This is a genomic window from Nocardioides ginkgobilobae (genome assembly GCF_054781275.1).
This window is the reverse complement of sequence record NZ_BAAGUS010000001.1, coordinates 192,126-214,750: the sequence shown is the minus strand read 5'-3', so window position 1 is coordinate 214,750 and position 22,625 is coordinate 192,126. Positions and strand designations below refer to the sequence as shown.

Annotated in this window: 21 protein-coding genes; 13 read left to right on the top strand and 8 right to left on the bottom strand. The window is 73.6% G+C overall.

Annotated features, from left to right (window positions below; genetic code table 11):
- Nucleotides 1-91: 91 nt before the first annotated feature.
- The 3 genes from ACYVID_RS01095 to ACYVID_RS01085 all read left to right on the top strand — a co-directional run bounded on the left by ACYVID_RS01095 (nt 92) and on the right by ACYVID_RS01085 (nt 2,392).
- Nucleotides 92-352, top strand: coding sequence for a metal-sensitive transcriptional regulator (locus tag ACYVID_RS01095; RefSeq protein WP_460733595.1), 261 nt, complete (start codon nt 92-94; stop codon nt 350-352).
- Between the two features lie 95 nt (nt 353-447).
- Nucleotides 448-1,470: an SGNH/GDSL hydrolase family protein gene (locus ACYVID_RS01090; RefSeq protein ID WP_460733593.1), complete on the top strand. Its 1,023-nt coding sequence runs from the start codon at nt 448-450 to the stop codon at nt 1,468-1,470.
- 187 nt (nt 1,471-1,657) lie between these two features.
- Nucleotides 1,658-2,392, top strand: a complete 735-nt coding sequence (locus tag ACYVID_RS01085; RefSeq protein WP_460733591.1) for a DUF1275 family protein — start codon at nt 1,658-1,660, stop codon at nt 2,390-2,392.
- 87 nt (nt 2,393-2,479) lie between these two features.
- On the opposite strand, the gene ACYVID_RS01080 is transcribed toward ACYVID_RS01085, so the two are convergent.
- Entirely contained in the window at nt 2,480-3,982 is a 1,503-nt protein-coding gene (locus tag ACYVID_RS01080) for an AtzH-like domain-containing protein (protein WP_460733589.1), read from the bottom strand.
- A gap of 49 nt (nt 3,983-4,031) precedes the next feature.
- Entirely contained in the window at nt 4,032-4,361 is a 330-nt protein-coding gene (locus tag ACYVID_RS01075; protein WP_460733587.1) for a hypothetical protein, read from the bottom strand.
- A gap of 500 nt (nt 4,362-4,861) precedes the next feature.
- Between ACYVID_RS01075 and ACYVID_RS01070 the strand changes: the two genes are divergently transcribed.
- Nucleotides 4,862-5,674 (top strand): acyl-CoA thioesterase, encoded by an 813-nt coding sequence (locus ACYVID_RS01070; protein ID WP_460733585.1) that lies wholly within the window; start codon nt 4,862-4,864, stop codon nt 5,672-5,674.
- Nucleotides 5,675-5,700: 26 nt separating this feature from the next.
- Here the strand turns inward: ACYVID_RS01070 and ACYVID_RS01065 are convergent, their stop codons facing one another.
- Together ACYVID_RS01065 and ACYVID_RS01060 are read right to left on the bottom strand one after the other, a co-directional pair.
- Entirely contained in the window at nt 5,701-6,696 is a 996-nt protein-coding gene (locus ACYVID_RS01065) for a hypothetical protein (protein WP_460733583.1), read from the bottom strand.
- Nucleotides 6,693-7,559, bottom strand: a complete 867-nt coding sequence (locus ACYVID_RS01060) for a DMT family transporter (RefSeq protein ID WP_460733581.1) — start codon at nt 7,557-7,559, stop codon at nt 6,693-6,695. The genes ACYVID_RS01065 and ACYVID_RS01060 overlap by 4 nt, the downstream gene beginning before the upstream one ends.
- Before the next feature lie 342 nt (nt 7,560-7,901).
- Here ACYVID_RS01060 and ACYVID_RS01055 point away from each other — a divergent pair, with 342 nt between their 5' ends.
- The 6 genes from ACYVID_RS01055 (at nt 7,902) to ACYVID_RS01030 (ending at nt 13,709) form a co-directional block, all read left to right on the top strand.
- On the top strand, nt 7,902-8,885 hold the full coding sequence (locus tag ACYVID_RS01055; protein ID WP_460733579.1) for a hypothetical protein: 984 nt from the start codon (nt 7,902-7,904) through the stop codon (nt 8,883-8,885).
- 107 nt (nt 8,886-8,992) lie between these two features.
- Nucleotides 8,993-9,685, top strand: coding sequence for a (deoxy)nucleoside triphosphate pyrophosphohydrolase (locus ACYVID_RS01050; RefSeq protein ID WP_460733577.1), 693 nt, complete (start codon nt 8,993-8,995; stop codon nt 9,683-9,685).
- A complete protein-coding gene (gene mshB / locus ACYVID_RS01045; protein WP_460733575.1) occupies nt 9,682-10,596 on the top strand; it encodes an N-acetyl-1-D-myo-inositol-2-amino-2-deoxy-alpha-D-glucopyranoside deacetylase in 915 nt (304 codons plus the stop codon). The genes ACYVID_RS01050 and mshB overlap by 4 nt, the downstream gene beginning before the upstream one ends.
- A gap of 7 nt (nt 10,597-10,603) precedes the next feature.
- Nucleotides 10,604-10,960, top strand: coding sequence for a hypothetical protein (locus tag ACYVID_RS01040; protein WP_460733573.1), 357 nt, complete (start codon nt 10,604-10,606; stop codon nt 10,958-10,960).
- A 9-nt stretch (nt 10,961-10,969) separates the two neighbouring features.
- Nucleotides 10,970-12,727 (top strand): VanW family protein, encoded by a 1,758-nt coding sequence (locus ACYVID_RS01035; protein ID WP_460733571.1) that lies wholly within the window; start codon nt 10,970-10,972, stop codon nt 12,725-12,727.
- A gap of 10 nt (nt 12,728-12,737) precedes the next feature.
- Complete coding sequence (locus tag ACYVID_RS01030; protein ID WP_460733569.1) at nt 12,738-13,709, top strand: DUF389 domain-containing protein; 972 nt, start codon at nt 12,738-12,740, stop codon at nt 13,707-13,709.
- A 64-nt stretch (nt 13,710-13,773) separates the two neighbouring features.
- Here ACYVID_RS01030 and ACYVID_RS01025 read toward each other — a convergent pair whose 3' ends face one another.
- Nucleotides 13,774-14,817 carry a GNAT family N-acetyltransferase gene (locus ACYVID_RS01025; RefSeq protein WP_460733567.1) on the bottom strand — a complete coding sequence of 348 codons (1,044 nt, stop codon included), beginning with the start codon at nt 14,815-14,817 and terminating at the stop codon, nt 13,774-13,776.
- Nucleotides 14,818-14,905: 88 nt separating this feature from the next.
- Here ACYVID_RS01025 and fdxA point away from each other — a divergent pair, with 88 nt between their 5' ends.
- Entirely contained in the window at nt 14,906-15,232 is a 327-nt protein-coding gene (gene fdxA / locus ACYVID_RS01020; RefSeq protein ID WP_300645355.1) for a ferredoxin, read from the top strand.
- Between the two features lie 20 nt (nt 15,233-15,252).
- A complete protein-coding gene (gene dapC, locus ACYVID_RS01015) occupies nt 15,253-16,380 on the top strand; it encodes a succinyldiaminopimelate transaminase (protein WP_460733565.1) in 1,128 nt (375 codons plus the stop codon).
- 89 nt (nt 16,381-16,469) lie between these two features.
- Here dapC and ACYVID_RS01010 read toward each other — a convergent pair whose 3' ends face one another.
- The 3 genes from ACYVID_RS01010 to dapD form a co-directional block, all read right to left on the bottom strand.
- Entirely contained in the window at nt 16,470-19,412 is a 2,943-nt protein-coding gene (locus ACYVID_RS01010; protein ID WP_460733563.1) for a hypothetical protein, read from the bottom strand.
- Nucleotides 19,413-19,582: 170 nt separating this feature from the next.
- The gene (locus ACYVID_RS01005; protein ID WP_460733561.1) at nt 19,583-20,545 is read right to left on the bottom strand and encodes a hypothetical protein; all 963 of its coding nucleotides are present in this window, start codon (nt 20,543-20,545) and stop codon (nt 19,583-19,585) included.
- A 190-nt stretch (nt 20,546-20,735) separates the two neighbouring features.
- A complete protein-coding gene (gene dapD, locus ACYVID_RS01000) occupies nt 20,736-21,704 on the bottom strand; it encodes a 2,3,4,5-tetrahydropyridine-2,6-dicarboxylate N-succinyltransferase (protein WP_460733559.1) in 969 nt (322 codons plus the stop codon).
- A gap of 149 nt (nt 21,705-21,853) precedes the next feature.
- Here dapD and ACYVID_RS00995 point away from each other — a divergent pair, with 149 nt between their 5' ends.
- Nucleotides 21,854-22,471: an AAA family ATPase gene (locus ACYVID_RS00995; protein WP_460733557.1), complete on the top strand. Its 618-nt coding sequence runs from the start codon at nt 21,854-21,856 to the stop codon at nt 22,469-22,471.
- The last annotated feature ends 154 nt before the right edge of the window (nt 22,472-22,625 follow it).

Sequence of the window (22,625 nt, the reverse complement as noted above, 5' to 3'; positions counted from 1 at the left end):
CGCCTGTGGGGACCGCGTGGCGCGACGTACGGTAGGTACTACGACTCGGGGGCCACGTGCCAGGCTCCTGCTGAATTGGGAGCAAGCAAGCATGGAACTCGACCCCCAGGACATCCGCGCCATCATCCTGAGGATGAAGCGCGCGCACGGCCACCTCGCCAGCGTGATCCGCATGATGGAGGAGGGCTCGGACTGCGAGTCGGTCCTCACCCAGCTCGCCGCGGTCAACAAGGCCCTCGCGCGCAGCGGGTTCGCGATCGTGGCGACCGGCCTGCAGGACTGCATGGCCGACGGCCAGGCCGACGAGGCGGACCTGAAGAAGATGGAGAAGCTCTTCCTCTCCCTCGCCTGAGCGAGCCCGGCCGTCGCTGGTCGAGGGGCGAGTGGAGCGAGCCACGAGACCCCGCGCGGCGTGACCTTCTGCCTGGTTGTGGCGTTGGTCACGTCATGACCCGTCTGCGCCTCCTCCTCGCCAGTACCGCCACCGCGGCCCTCGCGGCCGGGCTCCTCCCGGTGGGCGCGGCCTCGTCGTCCTCCCCGGACGCGTCCGAGGACTCGGGCCTGGTCGACCGCGACGAGCGGTTGCTGCCCGGGGGCCTGGAGTACGTCGCGCTCGGCGACTCCTGGACCGCCAACGTGGTCCTGGTCAACCGCGACGGGGCTCCCGACAGCACCTACGCGCCGATCGACTGCGCGCAGTCCTACGTGAACTACCCGAAGCTGCTCGCCGAGGCGCTGAGCGTGGGGGAGTTCCGTGACGCCTCGTGCGGCTCGGCCACGACCGACGACTTCTACGAGCCGCAGACCGGGCTGCCCCTGGGCGGGACGAACCCGCCCCAGTTCGACCGGCTGACCCGCACGACCGACCTGGTGACCGTCGGCATCGGCGGCAACGACGCCGGCATCTCCAGCGCCGGGCTCGACTGCCTCAACATCGCGCCCGCCGAGACGCCGCTCTCGGACTCCGGTCAGGGCCTGCCCTTCGGCGGCTGCAAGGCCAGGTACGTCGTGGACGGCAAGGACCAGATCGCGCAGCGCATCAAGGAGTCCGAGATCAAGCTGGTGCGGGCCTTCCGCGCCATCCACCGCATCGCCCCCGGCGCGCGCATCCTGGCGGTCGACTACATCGACGTGATCCCGCGCCGCGGCTGCTACCCGACGGTGCCGGCCTCCGACGAGGACATGCGGTGGATCTCGACCAAGTTCCGTCAGCTCAACCGGATGATCAAGCGAGCGGCGAAGCGCGGCGGTGCCGAGTACGTCAACACCTTCCGCCGCACGCCGGAGGGCGTCGACCTCTGCGGTGACCCCAACGTGCGGTGGGCCGAGGTCTACGGTCCCTCCGCCAACGACGCGGCCGTCGGCGTGCCCGCCCACCCGAACGCGGCCGGCGCCCGCGGGCAGGCCGCCGCGATCCTCGACCACATCCGCGACACCGACCCCGACATCTACGGCAAGCCCCGCTCCTGACCTGCTCGAGCGGTCGGGCCTGCTACCGGTCTCGTCGACCGACGGGCACAAGTCGGCTGGCTGCCGCCTCCGCCGCGTGGTGGCGCGCCCGGTGGGCAGCCGGCGTGGACGTGTGCCCGCTCGTTGACGAGGGTGCGGGTCGCACCGCCCGGCGTACCCCCGCGAGCGGGGCTGCGACGATGGCTCGGTGACCCACCGCCTCGCCGCAGTCCCCTCCGAGCGGATGCACCTGGTGCTGATGATGGTGCTGACCTTCACCACCGGGATCATCGACGCCGTCGGCTACCTCGGCTTGGACCGGGTCTTCACGGCCAACATGACCGGCAACGTGGTCATCCTCGGCATGGGTCTGGTCGGCGCGGAGGACCTGCCGGTGCTGGGGCCGACGGTCGCGCTGGTCTGCTTCATGGGCGGTGCCGCCCTGGCCGGCCGGGTGCTGCGCCGCGCGGCCGGACCGTGGACCGGCCTGACCACCGGGTTGCTGGTGGCGGTCGGTGTGGTGTGCCTGGGGCTCTCCGTCGTGCTGTTCGTCGCGGACGCCTCGACCCCGCCGCCGCTGGCGGTCTCGCTGCCGGTCACCGCGGTGCTCGGCACGGCGATGGGGGTGCAGGCGGCGACCGCGCGGTTCGTGGCGGTGCGCGACGTGACGACCGTGGTCGTCACCTCGACGATCATCGGCCTGGCCGCCGACTCGCGGCTCGGCTCCGGCCGGGCGGTGGCCGAGGGCGGCGCGGGACGCCGGTTCCTGGCCGTCGCGCTCATCCTGGTCGGGGCCGCCGCGGGTGCCGCGCTGCTGAAGATCAGCGTCGGGATCGGGCTGCTCGTCGCCGGGGTGCTGATCCTGCTCGCCACCGGGCTCGGTGCGCTGCACGCGCGGGTCGCGGCGCGGAGCGCCCGATCGACCGGCGTCACGACCGCCTGACCGGTGCGGTCCGTCCGCAGCGGTGCGGACGATCGCGCCGGTCGGCACCCGACCCGACGCCGCCGACCGGTCGAGCCGGCGCTGACGTCAGCCCAGCGTGACGGCGAGGTCCAGCAGGGCCCGGTCGCGACCGGGGGCGGCGAGGAGCGAGACGCCGCAGGGCAGCCCGTCGCGGGTGGCGAGGGGCAGCGAGACGGCCGGTGCGCCGAGCAGCGGGGCCAGGCAGGTCAGCCGGAGGGTCGCGTCGCGGACGGCCTGCACCCCGGGGCCGGGGAACGGGGCGACCGAGGAGGCGGTCGGCAGCACGAGCACCCGGTCGCCGAGCAGCTCGCGCAGCCGCTGCCGGGCGGACTGCACGACGTCGTACGCCGCGTCCGCGTCGGCCTTCTCGACCGAGGCGGCGTGGCGGAAGCGGGTGCGCACGTCGGGGCCGAGGGTGTCGAGCCGGTCGGCGAGCCAGCCGCCGCGCACCGACCACGCCTCCCACGCCTGCCAGGTGCCGAACGCACGCACCCACGAGGCGAGCTCGCCGAGCGGCCAGCCCTCGCGGACGACCAGCCCCTGGTCGGCGACCCAGGTCTCGACGGCCGCACGCACGTCGGGCTCGGCGGCGGCGAGCAGCTCGGGCACGACGACGAGGTCGGCCCCGCCGACGGCGACGTCGGGCGGCAGCAGCACCTCGCCGACGTCGCGTGCGAGGGCGGGGGAGCGGGTCATCCAGCCGGCGGTGTCGAAGCTGGGTGCCAACGCCATGACGCCGTGCATCGGGACGGTGCCGTGGGTGGGGCGGAAGCCGGTGATCCCCTGGTACGCCGCGGGCACGCGGGTCGAGCCGGCGGTGTCCGTCCCGAGGCCGATCGTGGCGTGGCCGAGGGAGACCGCGGACGCGGGGCCGTTGGACGACCCGCCGGGGACCCGGCGCGGGGCACGCGGGTTGGGAGGCGTGCCGTAGTGGTGGTTGGTGCCGCCGAGGGACCAGGCGAACTCGTCGGTGCGGGCGATCCCGGCGATCGCCGCACCGGCCTCGACGAGGGTGTCGACGACCGTGGCGTCGGCGCGCTCGACAGGGGCTGCGGCCTCCCAGGCGGGGTTGCCCGCGCCGACCTTCTGGCCGGCCACGGCGAAGACGTCCTTGACCGCGACGGTCTCCCCCACGAGCGGTCCGGCGGGGGCGCCGGGGACGAGCGGGTCGCCCACGACCCGCCACACACGGGTGTCGAGGGCCGGTGCCGGGGTGGAGACGTGGGCGGCGGTGAGGCGCCAGCCCTCCGGCGTACGCGCCCACAGCTGGGACTGCTGGCCGCGGCCGCCGCGGGCGAGCTCGGTGACCGCGACGACGAGCGCGTGGTCGGGATCGGTCACCTGCACATGGGTCTGGACGACGCGGCGCGCGGGCTCGTGCCCGAGCGCCGGCGCGATGGCGTCGTGGCCGACCAGCAGGCCGTCGGCGTCGCCGCGCAGCGTGCTGGCGCCGGGCGCGGTCAGGCGCGCGAGCGCGTCGGTGTCGCCGGCTGCGAGCGCCTGCTCCCAGGCGCGGAACGCCTCGACGAGACCCGGCGGCACGGGCAGGGCGGGACCACCGGCAGACATGGCGCCCACCCTAGGGGCGGGCGCCACGGCCCGGGAGTCAGCCCAGGGGTCAGGCCCAGGACCAGGACGCGAGGACCTGTTCGTTGACCGCGGCGCGCTCGGCCTCGTCGTACTCCGCGTCGGCGAGGCGGATGGTCAGACGCACCGAGGTGCCGTCGACGACCGCGCCGTAGACGTCGGCGTAGTTGCCCTTCGACTCCTTGCCGGACACGTGCCACATCTCGACACCGTCGACCTCGACGACGTCCTCGGCGGTGAACTTCTCACCCAGCCGGTCGAGCACGATCTCCTGCTGCCGCTCGATCTCGGGCGCCTCGCCGGCCAGCTCTACCTCGACGAGCGATATCACCGCCCCGGACGGGCCGCTCAGGGCCGTCACCGGCTCATCCCCCTCGGAAGCGACGAGCTCGAAGCCTGACGGAGCCTGGAAGGAAGCCGACTCGGTCTCCACCTCCGGGCCTGGTTCGGTCGTCGGCGTCGGCGTCGGCGTCGGCGTCGGCGTCGTCGGAGACGGGGCGTCTGCCGGGGTCGAGGGAGTCGGTTGCCCGTCGTCGCTGGAGCACCCGACAGTCCCGAGCGCGAGCACGAGCACGAAAGCCTGTGCTGTGACAGTGGACCGGTTCCGTCCGAGAGTCTGCCGAAGGCGCATGGAGCAGTCGTACCCGACTGTTCGCGCTGATGCCTCATCCGCTCAAGGCGTGACTGCCTCGGCCGATGAGTCGACAAGGTCGGCCCGGGTGCCGCTGCCGCTGGCGGCGTCCGGACCGACCTCCACCTTCACCGCGACCTTGACGCCGCAGGAGCGGCTCGTTGCGCCGTCTCCGCTCGCTGGTCGGGTGCGAGCGCAGCGACCCGCCAGACACCAGTACCGTCCCGCCCATGACTCCTGGGACCTCCGAGTGGGACCGCCACCTGTCGCTCGAGCCCCTGGGCGAGGGCCGGTACGCCGGCGCGCTGGACGCCGGCTGGTCGGTCGGCGGCGGCATCAACGGCGGCTTCCAGCTGGCCCTGGCCGGTGCCGCGATCAGCGCGCACCTGCCAGAGAAGCCCGACCCGGTCACGGTCTCGGCCTACTACCTCTCCGCCGGCACGCCCGGCCCCGCCGAGGTGAGCGTCGACGTACGCCGTGACGGCGGCCGGCTGGCGACGGTCGCGGCCGACCTCGCGCAGGACGGCCAGACCCGGCTGACCCTGCTGTCGACGTACGCCGACCTCGACCGGTTCAAGGGCGACGTGCGCACCACGGCGGTCGAGCCGGAGCTGCCGCCGCAGGAGGAGTGCGCGGGGCCGGAGGACGTGCCGGAGTTCGTGCTGGAGATCGCGCCGATGATGCGGCGGTTCGAGATGCGGTTCCCGGTCGAGCAGACCGCGTGGGTCCGCGGGGAGACGCGCGGGGAAGGGCACTTCTCGGCGTGGTTCCGGCTGGCCGACGGTCGCGAGCCGGACCCAGTGGCGCTGCTGATGGTGCTCGACGCGTTGCCTCCGGTCACCTTCGACCTCGGGATGGTGGGCTGGGCGCCGACCCTGGAGCTGACCTGCCACGTGCGGGCCAAGCCGGCGCCGGGGTGGCTGAAGGTGCAGCACCAGACGCGGAACTTCGCCGGCGGGATGTTCGAGGAGGACTGCGAGGTCTGGGACTCCACCGGGCGCCTCGTCGCCCAGTCGCGGCAGCTGGCGCTGACGCCGAGATAAGGCGATCGCCCACCGGGACACGCCGCTCAAGGGCGACAAGCGATGGCTACGACCGCTCGGCGGCCCGGGTGCTCGGCGACCGTCCAGGACTGGCCCCTCAGGTCCCTGGTGATGTCTTCGACACCGATGGGCATCACCTCGTGCCCAGCTCGTGTCTGCCAGCCCTGGTCGCTGATGCTGCTCGCTGCTGGACCGGAGGTCGAGATCCGCGGAGTCGGTGGCGCACAAACCTCGTCCGCGAACGCCAGATAACGCAGCGAACCGCGGGTCCAAGGGCCGTGTGAGGTGGACACGACAAGCCCCTCGTTGCTCAGCGTCACGCCCTGCATGCCCTCCGGGCCAGTGCCGAGGAGCTCGATCGGTCCCGTTGCTCGACCCTCGGACACCGGCAGACGCCACAGGCGGGTCGAATTCGATCCGCGGCCGTACTCGCCGGCATACAAGTGGGTGGGTCCGGGGTTTTGAGACGGTTGCTGCGCAACCTCCTCAGCCGCCGGACCCGCCTGCTCGGCCGCCTGACCGCTTGCGTCGAGGAAGGACCAGCGGAGGGGTGGGCCGTCGTCGCGGGAGTCGGGGCGGTGGATGGCAGTTGCTTGCCAGGTCGCGGGGTCTCGACGACGGTCGTCGCTGGCGCTCCTCGCTGCTCGACCGACCGGCAGGTCGGATTCGTGGAGGGTCCAGAAGCCCTTGGCGGTCGCAGCGACGTACAGCCAGCCGTCGATCCAGGCGAGGCCGCCGGCGTGGATCTTCAGGGGCGAGCCGGCGGGGTCGAGCAGCACCACGTGGCCGTAGCGACCGGTCTCGAGGTCGACGACCGAGACCCGAGAGCCGCCGGACTTCGCGTACCAGGAGACCAGCAGCCGCTCGCCGGCCCAGGTGATGCCCTGGGGCCACCACTCGCGGGTCCACTGGTCCTCCCAGTCCCAGGACCATGCGCGCTCGGCGAAGCGACCGTGCAGGAGCGGGATCACCGGCACCCGGTGCAGCCGTCGGGTCAGCGGCACCGAGAGCAGTGCGCTCACGCCCGCCTCCGGGTCGCGATCGCCACGCCGACGGTCGAGAGCGCCAGGCCGACGAGGGCCAGCGGCGAGAGGGTCTCGTCCAGCACCAGCCACGCCGAGACCGCGGTCACGGGCGGCATCAGGAAGAACAGCGACGCGCTGGCGCCCGCGCCCCCACGGCGTACGAGCAGGCCGAGCAGCAGCAGGCCGCCCAACGAGTTGACCCCCGCCATCCACAGCACCGAGAGGCCGGCGGCGAGGGGAGCGGACACCGATGGTGCGCCCTCGAGCAGCACGGCGAGCAGGAGCAGCGGTGGTACGCAGACTGCGCACTGCAGGGTCGCCGACCACACCGCGTCGGTTCGCACGCCGATCCAGCGCTGCCCGAGGGTGCCGAGCGAGAGCGCGGCCAGCGAGACCAACCCCAGCAGAAGGCCCCACAGGCCGCCGGCGCTCGAGATGTCCGGCCCCAGCACGACGAGCACCCCGGTGACGCCGAGCCCGAACCCGAGCACCTGGCGCCGCGAGAGCCGCTCCCCGAGCAGCACCCCTGCCAGCACCGCGGTCAGCACCGGCGACAGCGCGTGCAGCAGCGCGGCGATGGTGGCTTGCAGGCCGAGCTCGAACGCGGCGTACACCGAGCCGAAGAAGACCGCGTTCATCACCAGCCCCGACGCCGAGACCCGCAGCAGGTCCTCGCGCGAGATCCGCAGCGCCCCGTGCCGGAACCGCGCCAGCGGGTAGAGCAGCACCGCGGCACCGGCGAAGCGCAACGTCACGACCCAGAACGGCGAGACGGCCTCGACCCCGATCGGCCCCGCGATGTAACCCGAGGCCCACACGAAGACGAACAACGCCGCCGGCAACGCGGGCACCCCGCTCACGGGTGCGAGGGGCGCCGGCGCCGTCCGAGAGGTCACTGGGACAGGGTGCCGCACGAGGGTTGCCTCAGGGGTGGTCGGCAGCAGAGGTCGGCCGAGGGTCTCGTGGCTCGCTGCGCTCGCACCTCGACCACCGGGGTCCCGGGAGCCCTGGATTCATGGCTCGGTGCGCTCATGTTTCGGCCGCCGGGCGGACGCGCCGGCACCGTGGAGCTGTTGGTCCATGGGCTGGACCAGGACCTCCACGACGAGTGCACGGCGAGCCCGGGGGCCGCGCGACGCCCTTGTCCACAGCCTCGCCGGGAGGCCGGTGGCCTCCACGCCGCCCACGGGTAGGTGGGTGGCGTGGACGACCAGGCCCTGCATCGACTGCTGCGTGACGAGCTCTCTGCGCAGGACGGGGTCGTGGCGCGGCGCCAGCTGCACGAGCACGGGGCAGCGCCGCACGACCTCAAGCGCTGGGTACGCCGCCGCCTGCTGACCCCCGTGCACGCGGGCGTCTTCGTCGACCACAACGGCCCGCTGACCGACCCGCAACGCAGCTGGGCGGCAGTCCTCGCGTGCGGACCCGGGGCGGCGCTGTGCCTGGTCGGCCGCCCCGGGCCGCTCGTCCACGTCGCAGTCGATGCCTCGCGCCGGGTCGTCCCGCCCAGCGACGTACGGCTGCACCGGGTGCGGGACCTGTCGTCGCTCGTGCGGTGGACCGCCAGCCCCCCGCGATTGCTGCCCGAGCACGATGTGATGCTGGGGGTCGAGCTGGCCGCGGACGAGGAGGAGGTCGTGCGGCTGCTGAGCGACGCCGTGCGGACCCGCGTCACGACGGCCGCCCGGCTTCGCGAGGCCGTACGCGCCCGCAGCCGGCTGCGGCACCGCCGGCTCGTGCTCGCGGTCCTCGACGACGTCGAGCGCGGGACCCACTCCGTCCTGGAGCACCGCTACCTCCGCGACGTCGAGCGCGCGCACGGGCTGCCGACCGGTGAATGGCAGGAGCGGCGCAGGGTGGACGGTCGCACCGAGTACTCCGATGTCGACTACGAGCCCTTCACCGTCACCGTCGAGCTCGACGGGCGCGCCGGCCACGAGGGCTGGGACGCCGAGAACAGGGACGCCCGGCGCGACCTGGACCAGGCTGCCGAGGGGTGGACGACAGTGCGGCTGCGGCACCGGCAGGTGTTCCGGGAGGCCTGTGTCACCGCCGTACGGCTAGGGCGGCTGCTGCAGGCGCGGGGCTGGGAGGGGGAGCTGCGGCCGTGCGGGCCCGGGTGCGTGATCAGCGTGGAGCTCCTGGTCCGTCCGGTGGACCAGGGACTCCACAACGAGGCCGGCTGAGGGCCGGGTGGCTCGCTCCGCTCGCACCTCGACCGGCGGGCGCCGGGTCTCGACGACGCTCGCTGGCGCTCGCTGCTCGGCCATCGCTGCCCGATAGGGTCCCACCCGTGAGGAAGGTGGTGGTGGCGGCCGCGATCGTGCGCGGCGGCAGGGTCCTGGCGGCCCGGCGTACGACGCCACCCGAGGCCGCGGGGCGCTGGGAGCTCCCGGGCGGCAAGGCCGAGCCGGGCGAGCCGCTCACGCACGCACTGGAGCGCGAGATCGCCGAGGAGCTCGGCTGCGAGGTCGAGGTCACCCGCTGGCTCGACGGCGCCGCCCCGATCGGCGAGACCCACGAGCTGCGCGCTGCCCTCGCGAGACTCACGAGGGGCGAGCCCGCGCCCACCGAGCACGACGGCACCCATGACGAGCTCCGCTGGTTGGGCGCCGACGAGATCGACAGCGTCGACTGGCTCGAGCCCGACCGCCCCTTCCTGCCCCAGGTCGCCGCGGCCCTGCGCCAGCAGACCCGCGACACCAGACGGATCATCGTCTTCGAGGCCGAGCACGCCGAGGCGATCGAGCAGCGGCTGCGCCACGACGGCTTCGACGCCGAGGTCGTGCGCGAGCGCCTGCAGGGCGAGGACGACGACGAGGACCACCCCTGGGCGGTGGTGACCGATGCGCCGAGCCTGGTGGCGGAGGTGCTCACCGACGAGTACGACGGGTGGCTGGACGAGGAGCCGGAACAACCGCCGCCAGCGCAGGGTTCACCGCTCGACCTGCCGACCGCCCCGCGCCGCTTCAAGAGGAACCCATGAGCACAGCAGCAGACCAGCGTCTCCTCCTCGTCCACGCCCACCCCGACGACGAAGTGATCGGCAACGGCGCGACGACCGCGAAGTACGTCGCCGAGGGCCGCCACGTCACGATCGTCACCTGCACCGCCGGCGAGATGGGCGAGATCCTCGTCCCCGAGCTGGCCCACCTGGCCGCCGACCGTGACGACGCGCTGGGCGAGCACCGACGTACCGAGCTCGAGGACGCCATGGCGGCCCTTGGCGTCACCGACCACCGCTGGCTCGGCGGCTTCGGCCGGTTCCGCGACTCGGGGATGAAGTGGCACGAGGCCGGGCACGCGGTCGCCGCCGACGAGACCGACGAGCGGGCCTTCGCCAACGCCGACCTCACCGTCGCCGCCGACGAGCTGGTACGCATCATCCGCGAGGTCCGCCCGCAGGTGATGGCGACCTACGACCAGTTCGGCGGCTACGGCCACCCCGACCACATCCAGGCGCACCGCGTGGCGACGTACGCCGCCCACCTCGCCGGCGTCCGCTCCTACAAGACCGAGCTGGGCGAGCCCTGGGAGATCACCAAGATCTACTGGAACGCCATGTCGGAGTCGCGCATGCGCGAGGGTCTGCGCAAGCTCCGCGAGGCCGGCGAAGACACCTTCTTCGAGGGGATGGACCCCGACGGCCCGATGCCGCACTTCGTCACCCCCGACGAGCTCCTCACCTGCGCCGTCGACGCGACGGCGTACGTCGATCGCAAGATGGCCGCGATGAAGGCCTACCCCACCCAGATCCAGCTCGACGGGCCGTTCTTCGCGCTGTCCAACAACGTCGGTGACACCGCGTGGGGCGTGGAGTTCTACCGGCTGGCGCAGGGGCCGCTCGGACCGGTCGGCGAGGACGGCCTGGAGACCGACCTCTTCGCCGGTCTCTGAGGCGCCCGTGGCGCGCCTCGGACTGCTGCTGCTCGGCCTGGTGACGGGGTTCGCCGGCGCCGTGCTGCACCAGTCCTGGGTCTGGTTGCTGGTCACGGCCGTCGCCGGGTCCGCGACCCTCGTCGCGGCACCCGCGCGCGCCCGGCTGTGGTGGGCCGGCGGCTTCGCGGTCGTCCCGCTGGTGCTGTCGTGGCCACGTCCCGAGGGCGACGCGGTCGTCTCCGGCACCGGCGGGCTGCTGCTGGCCTGCCTGGTCGCCGCGTGGCTCGGCATCTCGATCGCCTCGCTGCTGCCCGGGCTGTCGGGCGCTCCGCGATCCCGCCCTGTGGCGGAGGAATCGGCTTCTGTCGCCCCTTCTTCCTAGACTCGCGGCATGGCAAAGGACTCCGGACGCGAGACGCTGGGCGGCAAGGCGGTCCTCGTCGCCCTCGCCACCGTGCTCCTCCTGGCCGGGGGGCTGTACGCCGCTGCGGGGGCGTTCGCGAGCGACCGGGTGCCCCGGGGCACGACCGTCGCGGGGGTCGAGGTCGGCGGGAAGTCGCCGGAGCAGGCCCGCCGCACCCTCGAGCGCGAGCTGGCCGACCGCGTCGACGCCCCCATCACCGTCACGGTGGAGGGCGAGTCCGTCGAGGTCAGCCCCCAGGAGGCGGGCCTCGCGCTCGACCTGGACGGCACCGTCGAGGCCGCCGGCGCCGGCGACTCCTGGGCGCCGGACCGCCTGTGGGACTACTGGACCGGCGGCGACGAGGTCGAGCCGGTCCTTGACGTCGACGAGTCCGCCCTCGAGGCGACGATCGAGCGCCTCGACTCCGAGCTCGGCACCGAGCCGGTCGACGCGACGGCCACCTTCACCGCCAGCACCGTCCGCACCACCCCGGCCACGACCGGCCGGCTGCTGGACGAGGAGGCCGCGCGGGAAGGCCTGCTGTCGGCGTACCTCGCCGAGGAGCCGGCCGTCGAGCTGGAGCTGGTCGACGTCGAGCCCACCATCACCGACGCCGAGATGGAGGAGGCGGTCAGCGAGCTGGCCAACCCCGCGCTCTCCGGCCCGGTGACCCTGGTCTTCGGCGACAGCCCGGTGACCCTGCGCCCGCGCGACTACGCGCCGGCGCTGAGCCTGGAGGCCGACGGCGACGAGCTGGAGCTCGCCACCGACCTCGACGTGGTCAAGCGGCTGGTCGGCGACGCCACCGCCACCGGCGCCCCCGTCGACGCGACCTGGCGCCTGGTCGACGGCACGCCCCGCGTCGTCCCGGCCAAGCCGGGCGTGTCCTACGAGGACGGCGCGGTCACCGACACCTTCCTCGAGCTGCTGACCCGCCCCGAGGGCGAGCGCACCGGCGAGGTCGAGGCCGAGGTCGAGGAGCCGGACGTCACCACCAAGGAGGCGCGCTCGTGGCGCATCCGGGAGCGGGTCTCGACGTTCACGACCGAGTACCCCCACGCCGACTACCGCAACACCAACATCGGCCGCGCCGCCGAGCTGGTCAACGGCACCGTGCTGGCGCCGGGCGAGACCTTCTCGATGAACGACATCGTGGGGGAGCGGACCCGCGAGAACGGCTTCACCGAGGGCTTCGTCATCTCTGACGGCATCCTGCGCGAGGACCTCGGCGGCGGCGTCTCGCAGCTGGCGACGACGCTGTTCAACGCGATGTTCTTCGCCGGGCTCGAGGACGTCGAGCACAAGCCGCACTCCTTCTACATCGACCGCTACCCGGTCGGCCGCGAGGCCACCGTGGCGTGGGGCGTGCTCGACCTGCGGTTCAAGAACAACACCGATCACGGCGTGCTCGTGCAGTCCTTCATCAACCCGAGCACCCCCGGCACCACGGGGTCGGTGACGGTGAACATGTACTCCACCAAGACCTGGGACATCACCGCCCGGGCCAGCGAGCGCTACAACTACACCGCGCCCGACGTGCGCTACCTGCAGACGCCCGACTGCTACGCCTACACCGGGTCCTCGGGTTTCACCATCGACGTCTTCCGCGACTTCCGGCGCCCCGGGGAGTCGGAGGTCGTGCGCACCGAGAAGTTCAACACCGTCTACACCCCCAGCGACTCGGTGCGGTGCGGTCCGCCGCCGGGTCAGCAGCAGGGTGACGGCGGGGGCGACGGGGACACGTGATGATGCACGCGTGCTCGTCCACCTGCGCCTGACCGTCCCGCCCGACCTCAGCGACCGTGTCGTCGCCCTGCTCTGCGAGCACGAGGCGGTCACCAACGTCTGCGTCCACGAGGGCGTGGTCCGCGACCCCGAGGGCGACCTGGTCGAGGCCGACGTCGTCCGCGAGGAGGCCGGTCCGCTCCTGCACGACCTCGAGGAGACCGGGCTGAAGCAGCGGGGCGGCATCGTGCTCACCGAGCCCGAGCACACGCCCTTCGACCGGGCCGAGGAGCTGGTCCAGCGGGTCCCCGGCCACCCCGACGACTCGATCATCTGGGAGTCGGTCGTCGAGACCGCCGAGGCCGGCGCGGTGCCGACGATCAGCCACCACGTCTTCCTCACCCTGGCCGTCGCGCTCGCGGCGGTTGCGGTCATCACCGACTCCGCCATCCTCGTGGTCGGCTCGATGGTCGTGGGGCCGGACTTCGCCGTGGTCGCGGCGGTCAGCTGCGGGCTCGTGCTGCGTCGCGGCGGCCTAGTGCTGCGCAGCCTGCAGCTCCTGGTCGGCTCCTTCGTGCTGGCGGTCCTCGTCGTGACGCTGCTGTGCCTGCTCGGCCGGGCCACCGGCTTCCTCGACGTCGGCGAGCTGGTGCACCCCCGCCCCGACACCGGCTTCATCTGGCACCCCGACCGCTGGACCGTCGTCGTCGCCCTCATCGCCGGGGCCGTCGGCGCCCTCGCGCTGGCGATCGAGAAGACCGCCACCATGGTGGGGGTCTTCATCAGCGTCACCACGGTCCCGGCGGCCGGCAACCTCGCCGTGGCGCTGGCGTTCTGGGAGACCGGCGAGATCACCGGCTCGCTGGCCCAGCTCGGCACCAACCTGGCCGGGATGGTGGTGGCCGGGGTGCTGCTCCTGGGTTTCGCGAGAGTCGCGTGGACGCCGCTCCAGCGGGCCACCGACCGGGTCTTCGACCGCCTCGCCTACGCGCGCGAGGACTGAGGACCGGGGCGTCGACACGGTGGCGGAGTGCTTCGACCGCCGGTCGGGCCCGCCGGCAGCCGGTTCAGGCCGGGGGCTCCAGGTAGCGCACCACGTGGTGCACCCCGAGCCCCAGCCCGTCGTAGAGCGCGCGCGCCGCGACGTTGTCGGTCTCCACGTGCAGCCACGCGGTGAGGGCGCCGCGCTCGGCGCCCCAGTCGAGCAGCGTGCCCATCACCTCGCGGGCCAGCCCGCGCCGCCGCTGGTCGATCCGCACCCGCAGGTCGTGCAGGCCCAGCCAGTCGCCGTCGAGCACGGCGCGGCCCTCGGCGAGCGGCTCGCCGGACCCCGGTACGACGACGAGCACCCGCTCCTCGCCGGACTCCGGCGCGACGACCGCCCGGTCGTCGGCCCCGCCGGCCCCGTCGGCCACGTCGGCCCCGCCTGGGACCCGCAGGCCGCGCAGCGTCCGGGAGATCGACCCCAGCCGCAGCTCGGCCTCCCCGTGCGGGAGCCGGCGCCAGCCCAGGGCGAGCAGCCCCGACTCGACGTCCGACCCGGCCTCGACCTGCGCCAGCGGGTCACGGTCGCGGGCGGCGTACCACTGCTGGACGGTGGCGGCGGCGTCGGCCAGCGGCACCCCCGGTGAGCCCAGGGCGAGACAGGAGTTGACCCGCTTGTAGAGGCGGCCGACCGGGGCCGGGTCGGTGCGCAGCAGCCACTCGCCGAGCGGCTCGGTCTCCGTGCCGGGGAACATCCGCACCACGCGCAGCTCGGCCTCGCGCGCGGGGACGCGCTGGCGCACCGAGGGGCGCGGCGGCACGGGCTTGCCGGAGACGATGTCGGCGAGGGCGATCCGCACCGGGTCGCCGTCGGCGTACTTGCCGTCCGGCTCGACCACGCAGAACCCGTCGCCCCACGACACGCAGGTGCCGAGCAGGTCGGTCAGGGCGGGGCCGCCGCTGGGTCCGGTCTCGCCGCGCACGATGCGGCGCACGACGACGCGCTGCCCGACCACGTGCGGGCCGAGGCTGGCGGCCTGGGCGGCCAGGCGGTCGTGGCCGGCCCGGTCAGGCGCGTCGGCCGAGGTCCTGGGCGCCAAAGGGTGGGCTTCCTCGTCGTCCGGCACGACGGGATACTAGGCTGGTCACGCTGTAGACCGGACAGGTGTCCGGCATCGCGACCGAGCAGGCGAGAGCCGCCCCAGGAGGATTCCGGTGACCTACGTCATCTCCCAGCCGTGCGTGGACCTCAAGGACCGCGCGTGTGTGGACGAGTGCCCCGTCGACTGCATCTACGAGGGCAAGCGGATGCTCTACATCCACCCCGACGAGTGCGTCGACTGCGGTGCCTGCGAGCCGGTCTGCCCGGTGGAGGCGATCTTCTACGAGGACGACGTCCCGGAGGAGAACAAGGAGTACTACGACGCCAACGTGCACTTCTTCGACGAGATCGGCTCGCCGGGCGGTGCGGCGAAGATGGGCGAGATCGACCACGACCACCCGATGGTCGCGGCGCTGCCCCCGCAGAACCAGGACCACTGAGCACCCCTGCGAGCCCCGGGGTGGGCCTGCGGATCGACGGCCGCCGGGTCTCGGACCGGCTGCCCGACTTCCCGTGGGACTCGCTCGCCGAGCACAAGGCGCGCGCCCAGGCGCACCCTGACGGCATCGTCGACCTCTCGATCGGTACGCCGGTCGACCCGACCCCCGCGGTCGCGCAGGACGCCCTGCGTGCCCACTCGGGTTGGCCGGGCTACCCGGTCACGATCGGGCTCGAGCGCACCCGGCAGGCGGCGGTCGACTGGCTGGCGCGCCGCCACGGGGTGAGCGGCCTCGGTCTCGAGCACGTCATCCCCTCGATCGGCTCCAAGGAGCTGGTGGCCACGCTGGCCCACCACCTCGGGGTCGGCCCGGGGGACACCGTGGTGTTCCCGGAGCTGGCCTACCCGACGTACGAGGTCGGCGCGGTGCTGGCCGGCGCCACCCCCGTCGCGACCGACTCCCTGGTCCCGCTCGGCCCGACGGCACCGGCGCTGCTGTGGCTCAACAGCCCCTCCAACCCGACCGGCCGCGTGCTGCCCGTCGACCACCTGCGCAAGGTCGTCGACTGGTGCCGCGAGCGCGGCACGGTGCTGGTCTCCGACGAGTGCTACCTGGAGTGCGCGTGGGAGGCCGAGCCGGTCTCGGTGCTGCACCCGTCGGTCAACGGCGGCTCGCTGGACGGCATCCTCGCGCTGCACTCGCTGTCCAAGCGCTCCAACCTCGCGGGCTACCGCTGCGCCTTCGTCGCCGGCGACCCCGCCCTGGTCGCCGAGCTGCTCGCGGTCCGCAAGAACCTCGGGCTGATCATGCCCGGCCCCATGCAGCAGGCGATGGCCGCCGCCCTCGACGACGACGCACACGCCGACGCGCAGCACGCGGTCTACGCGGCCCGGCGCGCCTCGCTGCGGGCCGCCCTGGAGTCTGCGGGCTTCCGGGTCGACCACTCCGAGGCCTCGCTCTACCTCTGGAGCACCCGCCTGGTCGATGGCGTGGAGCAGGACTGCTGGGACACGGTGTCCTGGCTCGCCGAGCGCGGCATCCTCGTGGCTCCCGGCTCGTTCTACGGCCGCGCCGGCAACCGGCACGTCCGCGTCGCGTTCACCGCCACCGACGACCGGATCGCGGCCGCGGTCTCCCGGCTGTCCTGACGCGTGAGGCGGGGTAGTCCGAATCAGATCTGATGCTTACTGGCCAGTAAGCATCAGATCTGATTCGGACTACCCCGGCCCGCGGCCCCCTACAGCTCCGCCAACCGCTGCTTCGCGTGCGCCGACATCCGGTCCCGGAGGTCCGGGTCGACGCCGGGCAGCTGGGCGAGCAGGTCGATGAGCTGCTGCAGGCCGGCCGACTCGCCCTGGGCGTCCCCCTGGGCGACGGCGCCGGCCGCTTGGTCCAGGGGCGGGCGGAGGTCGTCGTACGCCGCCTGCGTGACGTCCCCGCGGGCCAGCGCCTGGTCGAGGTTGGCCCGGAGCGTGGCGCCGTCGGCGGTCACGAAGACCCCGCAGCCGGTCAGCGTCGAGGCGTTGCCGACGAGGTCGACCGCGTCGTGACGGTAGGCGTGGTACCCCGGCCCCAGGTCGTACGCCGACAGCGTGCCGCCCCGGGGCACGACGGCTGCCTGCCCGGGTGACCCGACGTCGCTGACGGTCGTGGACGCTTCGCCCACGCCGGCCCCGGGGTCGGTGACCTCCCAGTCGAGCGACCAGGACTCGGCGCTGGTGACCTTGACCGGGAGCCCGCACCGCTGCAGGGGCGGGGCGGCGTCCACGTCGTACACGGCGAGCCCTCCCTTGGGCTCGTCGACGGGGTGGCAGGGGTCGCCGCCCTGGTGCCGCACCTCGACGGGTCCGGAGCGTGAGGGCAGCGTGACCGTGGTGCCCGGGGGGCCGCTGACGAGCGGATCCGACCCGACCCGCACACGCACGACCAGGTCCTCGGGAGCGAAGACCCGGCCCCGGTCGTCGGTCTCCTCGGCGTCCACGCGCAGCACCGTCCCGGGCGCGACGAAGCCCCCTGCGCGGGCCCCGCTGACCACCGCCAGCGACGACTCCGGCGGCGCCGGGTCGTTGACCACGTCACCGGAGGGCTCGTCGCCGTAGTCGGGGAACGGGTCGAAGGGGCCCTTGCGCTGCCAGTCGGCGAACAGCGAGCGGAAGGCGGGCCGCAGCACGCAGCTCTCCCACAGCGGCATCGTCCCGGTGCCACCGTCGAGCGCGGCGTCGCGCGGCACCGCCTCGGACTCGGCCTCGCAGGAGCCGACCAGGGTGGGGGTGCACCAGATCGGCTGGCCGTCGCGGCGCCAGGCGTGGTCGGAGTCGATGTTGCGCAGCCAGGGCTCGCCGCCGCCCAGCGACCAGGTCATGACGTTGCGACGCACCAGCCGGTCGGGGTCCCCGCCGGTGCCCGCGGAGTAGGTAGCGACCGGCCGCCCCAGCAGGTCGGTCAGCAGGTCGTCGAGGGCCGCGCCGTCCAGCAGCACGAGCCGCGACAGGACCGCGGTGTTGGCCAGCGGCGAGAAGGTCTCGAGGTCGAGCTCGGTGCCCGGCGGGTGCTTGCCGCGCTCGTCGAGCGTGGTGTCCAGGCCGAGCAGGGCGTCCACCCGCTCGCGCGCGTCCTCGGGGAAGAGGTCACGGTCGTTGAAGACGCTCAGCGACCCGGGGAGGGTCCGGCCGTAGGTGCCGTCGAGGTAGGTGCCGGGGGAGCGCAGCGCGTCGAACCACACCTCGAGGTCGAAGCCGAGCACCTTGCTGATCGCGTCGTTGACCAGCTCGCCGAGCCACTCCTCGGCCCGGGTCACGAGCTCCTCGAGCGGCTGCGGCACGAGGAAGTCCAGCCGGTCCTCGACGAAGCGCATCACCCGCCGGAACCGGTCCCACGTCTTGAGGAACCGGTCCGGTGCCCCGAGCATCGAGCCGATCCGCGGCCCCTGCGTGGTGAGGTAGCGCTCGTCCTGGAGGAACCACAGCATCGTGTCGATCGTGGAGACCGCCTCCTCGCACACCCGCCGGGTCGCGGAGTCCTCGGGCCCGTCGTTGCGGCACAGGTCGTCCTGGGCCTCGCGACGTACGGCGGGCTCGAAGAGCCCCAGCAGGAACGACTCCCCGACCCGGCCCCAGCGCTCCAGCCCGGCCGCCACGTCCTCGGACCACTCCAGCGCGTAGCGGCGCCCGGCCTGCTCGGCCACCTTGCGGACCCGGCACCCGACGGTCGCGCACTGGGCGATCTTGCGGCGGACCTTGGCCTTGGTCCACGGCAGCTTCCCGGCGGGCGTGATGGCCGTGCGCAGCAGCGAGTCGTGCAGCCCGTAGAAGCCCCCGATGAGCGGGCCGCGCTCGGCGGTGGGCTGCCCGTTGGCGGGGGCGTCGGCGAAGGCCCTCCCACCGAAGCGCCCGCCTGGAATGCGGGGCCGCTCCACGAAGGTCTCCCAGACGAAGAGGTCCGGCGGGGCCGCGAGCCCGACCCGCGGCGTGCTGTCGTCGGACACCCCGCCCTCGACCGGCGCCCGGTCCGGGTGGGCGTCGAAGCCGCGGGTCACCTCGCCGACGTACCCCTCGACCACGATGTGCCGCAGCGCGACCGCCGCGGCCTCGGCGTCGGAGGCGACCTCCTCGAGGGCGGGGAAGACGCCCTCGGCGTACTCGTTGACGAAGGTGTGCGCCCACACGTCGCCCGCCGCGTGGGTGAGGAAGCCGTAGGCGAAGGCCAGCACCTGCTGCCGCTCGGCCGCGGAGTAGCGCGGGTCCTCCTGGGCGTCCCACGCCCGGTCGAGCACGTGGACGAGCCAGTCACCGGTCGTCGCCGTCGGCACGCCGTCGGGCCCGGGCTCCGTGCCCGGGTGCACCACGGACTGGCCCATCACCAGGTCGGGGAACGCGTCCGGACCGATCACGCCGGCGCGGTAGTGGTCCGGTGCCGCCAGCAGGGCCGCGGCGACCCGCTCGTCCAGCGGGTAGGTGCCACCCGCGACCTCGACGCTGCCGTCGGCCGCGTCGACCAGCGCGAGGTCGGCCGACCACGTGTGGGTGTAGGGCTTCCAGGCCTGGGCCGGGCTGCGGACCAGCTCGACGGCCAGCAGCGAGGCGAGCATCGCGAGCGTCGTAGCGAGCGTGGTCGTGACGACGACCGCGGCCCGGCCGCGGCCGAGCGCTCGAGGGGGTGCGAGACGGGATGCGTGGTGCATGGGGGGACCTCCCGGACAGGTCCTGCTCACGCTAGTGCTGTGCCCGGGAACGGGTCCACGAGAGCGGAGGTACTCCGCACACGATTTCACCCTCAGCTCGAGCTGAGGGTGAAATTTCGTGCGGAGTATCCCCCCGCCGACCCCCCGAGGACTCCGCCGGCGCGTCCTCCTCAGGCGAAGACGTCGACGTGGATGTGGTCGCGGTGCTCGAGGATCGCCTGGGTGGCGGGGTCGTCGTTGCGCGGGGCGTCGTAGTCGCGCCAGCCCTCGTCGGCGCGGCGGGCGGTCCAGATCCGGTCGTCGAAGATGATCGTCTGGATGTGCAGGCGCTCGGCCTGGGCGGCGAGGTACGACGCCACGGCCCAGCCCCGGACCTTGCTGGCCTCGGTGACGGGTCGGAAGAAGATGTCCACGGCGCGGCCGTCGTAGTGGGTCGAGCCCTCCATGTGTCCGCTGCTGACGCCGCCCGGCGCGAACCCGCCCAGGGACAGCTCGCCGAACACCGCGACCGCCTCCCGGCGTACGGCCTCGGCGCGCGGGGTCAGCCCGTTGCCGCCGAGCCGGGCGTCGCCGGGGTCGACGCTGTCGGAGGTCTCGCAGTGGAAGGCGCCCTTGCTGTTGCCGGTCAGCGCCGAGGCGAGCACGCGGGCGTCGTCCTCGTGGTCGGCGTAGGCGTCGGGGAACGCCGAGCGCTGCACCTCCTGCGCCGCCTCCGTGATCGGCATGTCCTCGTAGCCGTCGATCTCCACGAGCGCGTCGTAGAAGGCGTTGGTCGCGTAGACCGGGTTGCCGACCTGCGCGGGGGACCCCCAGCCCTGGGACGGCCGCTGCTGGAAGAGCCCGATCGAGTCCCGGTCGCCGCTCTCGAGGTTGCGGATGTCGGACTCCTGGTAGGCCGTCGCCAGGGCGATCGACACCGCCCGCGCCGGCAGCCCACGCCGTACGCCGATGGCCGCGACGAGCGCGGCGTTCCCGGCCTGCTCGAGGGTGAGCTCGACCTCCTGGTCGCCCACCGCGGCGAAGCAGCGGTCGCCGACGAACGAGGGCCCGACCTCGCGGAGCACGTAGTAGCCGCCGGCCACGGTCGCGACCACGACCGTGAGGGCGACGAGTGCTCCGAGGAACCTGTTCACGACCCCATCGTCCGGGAGTGGTTCAAGAGACGCGGGCCACCCACCGCCGTTGGTCGAGCAGCGAGCGCCAGCGAGCGTCGTCGAGACCGCCGCACATCTCTGTGGTCGGCGACCACAGGCAGCCCACGCGGTCTCGACGACGCCCTCGCTGGCGCTCGGGCTGCTCGACCTCCAGGCCGGGGCTAGGCGCTCAGTTCTTGTGCAGCGCCTCGTTGAGCGCGATGCCCTCGCCCTTCCACGGCACGGCCTCGACCGCGCCGGAGACCGAGTTGCGCCGGAACAGCACGTTGCTGGCACCCGAGAGCTCGGCGGCCTTGATGACGCTGCCGTCCTCGACGCCGGTGATGCCGCGGACGGTCACCTTCGTGCCGGCCGTGACGTAGCAGCCGGCCTCCACGACGCAGTCGTCGCCCAGCGAGATGCCCAGCCCGGCGTTGGCGCCCAGCAGGCAGCGCTGCCCGATGGAGATGACCGCCTTGCCGCCGCCGGACAGCGTGCCCATGATCGAGGCGCCCCCGCCCACGTCGGAGCCGTCGCCCACCACGACACCGGCGGAGATCCGGCCCTCGACCATCGAGGCGCCGAGCGTGCCGGCGTTGAAGTTCACGAAGCCCTCGTGCATCACGGTCGTCCCGGACGCGAGGTGCGCGCCGAGCCGGACCCGGTCGGCGTCGGCGACGCGGACACCGGTGGGCACGACGTAGTCGGTCATCCGCGGGAACTTGTCGATCCCGAAGACCGACACGTGCTGGCCCTGCGCGCGCAGCCGGGCGCGGGTGTCCTCGAAGCCCTCCACCGCGCACGGGCCGGCGGAGGTCCACACCACGTTGGTGAGCAGGCCGAAGACGCCCTCCATCGACTGCCCGTGCGGCGCCACCAGGCGGTGGGAGAGCAGGTGCAGGCGCAGCCACACGTCCGCGGTGCTGGCCGGCGCGGCGTCGAGGTCGATCTCGACCGTCACGACCTCGCGGCGCACCCGGCGCGCGTGGTCGCTGCCCTCGGCCTCGATGAGCTCGCGCGGGACGTCGTTGCCCTCGGGGCGGCTGCCCAGCTGCGGACGCGGGAACCACACGTCCAGGACGCTGCCCTCGGACGCAGGGTCGGTCGAGATGGTGGCGAGGCCGTGGCCCCAGGCGGATCGGGAGTTCTCGGAGGTCACGGGAGTCCACCCTAGGAGGGGCTGCGGACAGGCAGGGTGGGGACACCTCGCCCGTGGACACCGTCTCCCCGGGTGGTGCTGGTGCACGGTCTGCGCGGGGCCGTCGAAAACGGGTGTGCGCCGGCTGGTCGCTCGCCTAGGGTCCGCGCATGTCCTCGGGTGCCGACGCTGCCTCCTCCGCTGCCGCCGGTGAGCTGCTGGTCGTCATCGGCCCGCCCGCCGTCGGGAAGATGACCGTCGGCCGAGCGATCGCGGCAGCCTCCGACTTCCGGCTCTTCCACAACCACCACGTCATCGAGCCGCTCGCCGAGGTCTTCGGCTTCGACCACCCCTCCTTCGAGAAGCTCAAGGAGGCGTGGCGGCGCGAGGTGGTCGAGGAGGCAGCTGCCAGCGGCATGCGCCTCGTGGTCACGTTCGTCTGGCCGGTCGACCTGCCCGAGGACGCCGACTACGTGCGCCGGCTCGTCGCGCCGTACGCCGCACGCGGGCTGCGGGTGTCCTTCCTCGAGCTCCACGCGCGGTTCGAGACGCGGCTGGTGCGCAACGTCGGCGAGGACCGGATCGCCGCGAAGCCCTCCAAGGCCGATCTCGCGTGGTCCGACGCCCACGTGCGCGACGTGGAGGAGCGGCACCGGATGAACACCGACCCCGATCGGCCCAGCCCCGCCGACGCGGTGATCGCCGAGCACCGGCACCTGCGCCTGGACAACACCGACCTCTCCCCGGGGCAGGTCGCCGCGCGGACCCTGGAGTGGCTCGCGGGATGATCGTCCCGGGGTCGGGCCGGGGTGCGACGCGTGGGCGGGGTCGAGGCCAGCGTCGAGGTGTGGGTCGAGGCCTGAGGACGCGGACCAGCGCGTCCTGGGGCCTCGACGCGCACCTCGACCCGCACCTCGATGCGCACCTCGACCGCGGCCGCCG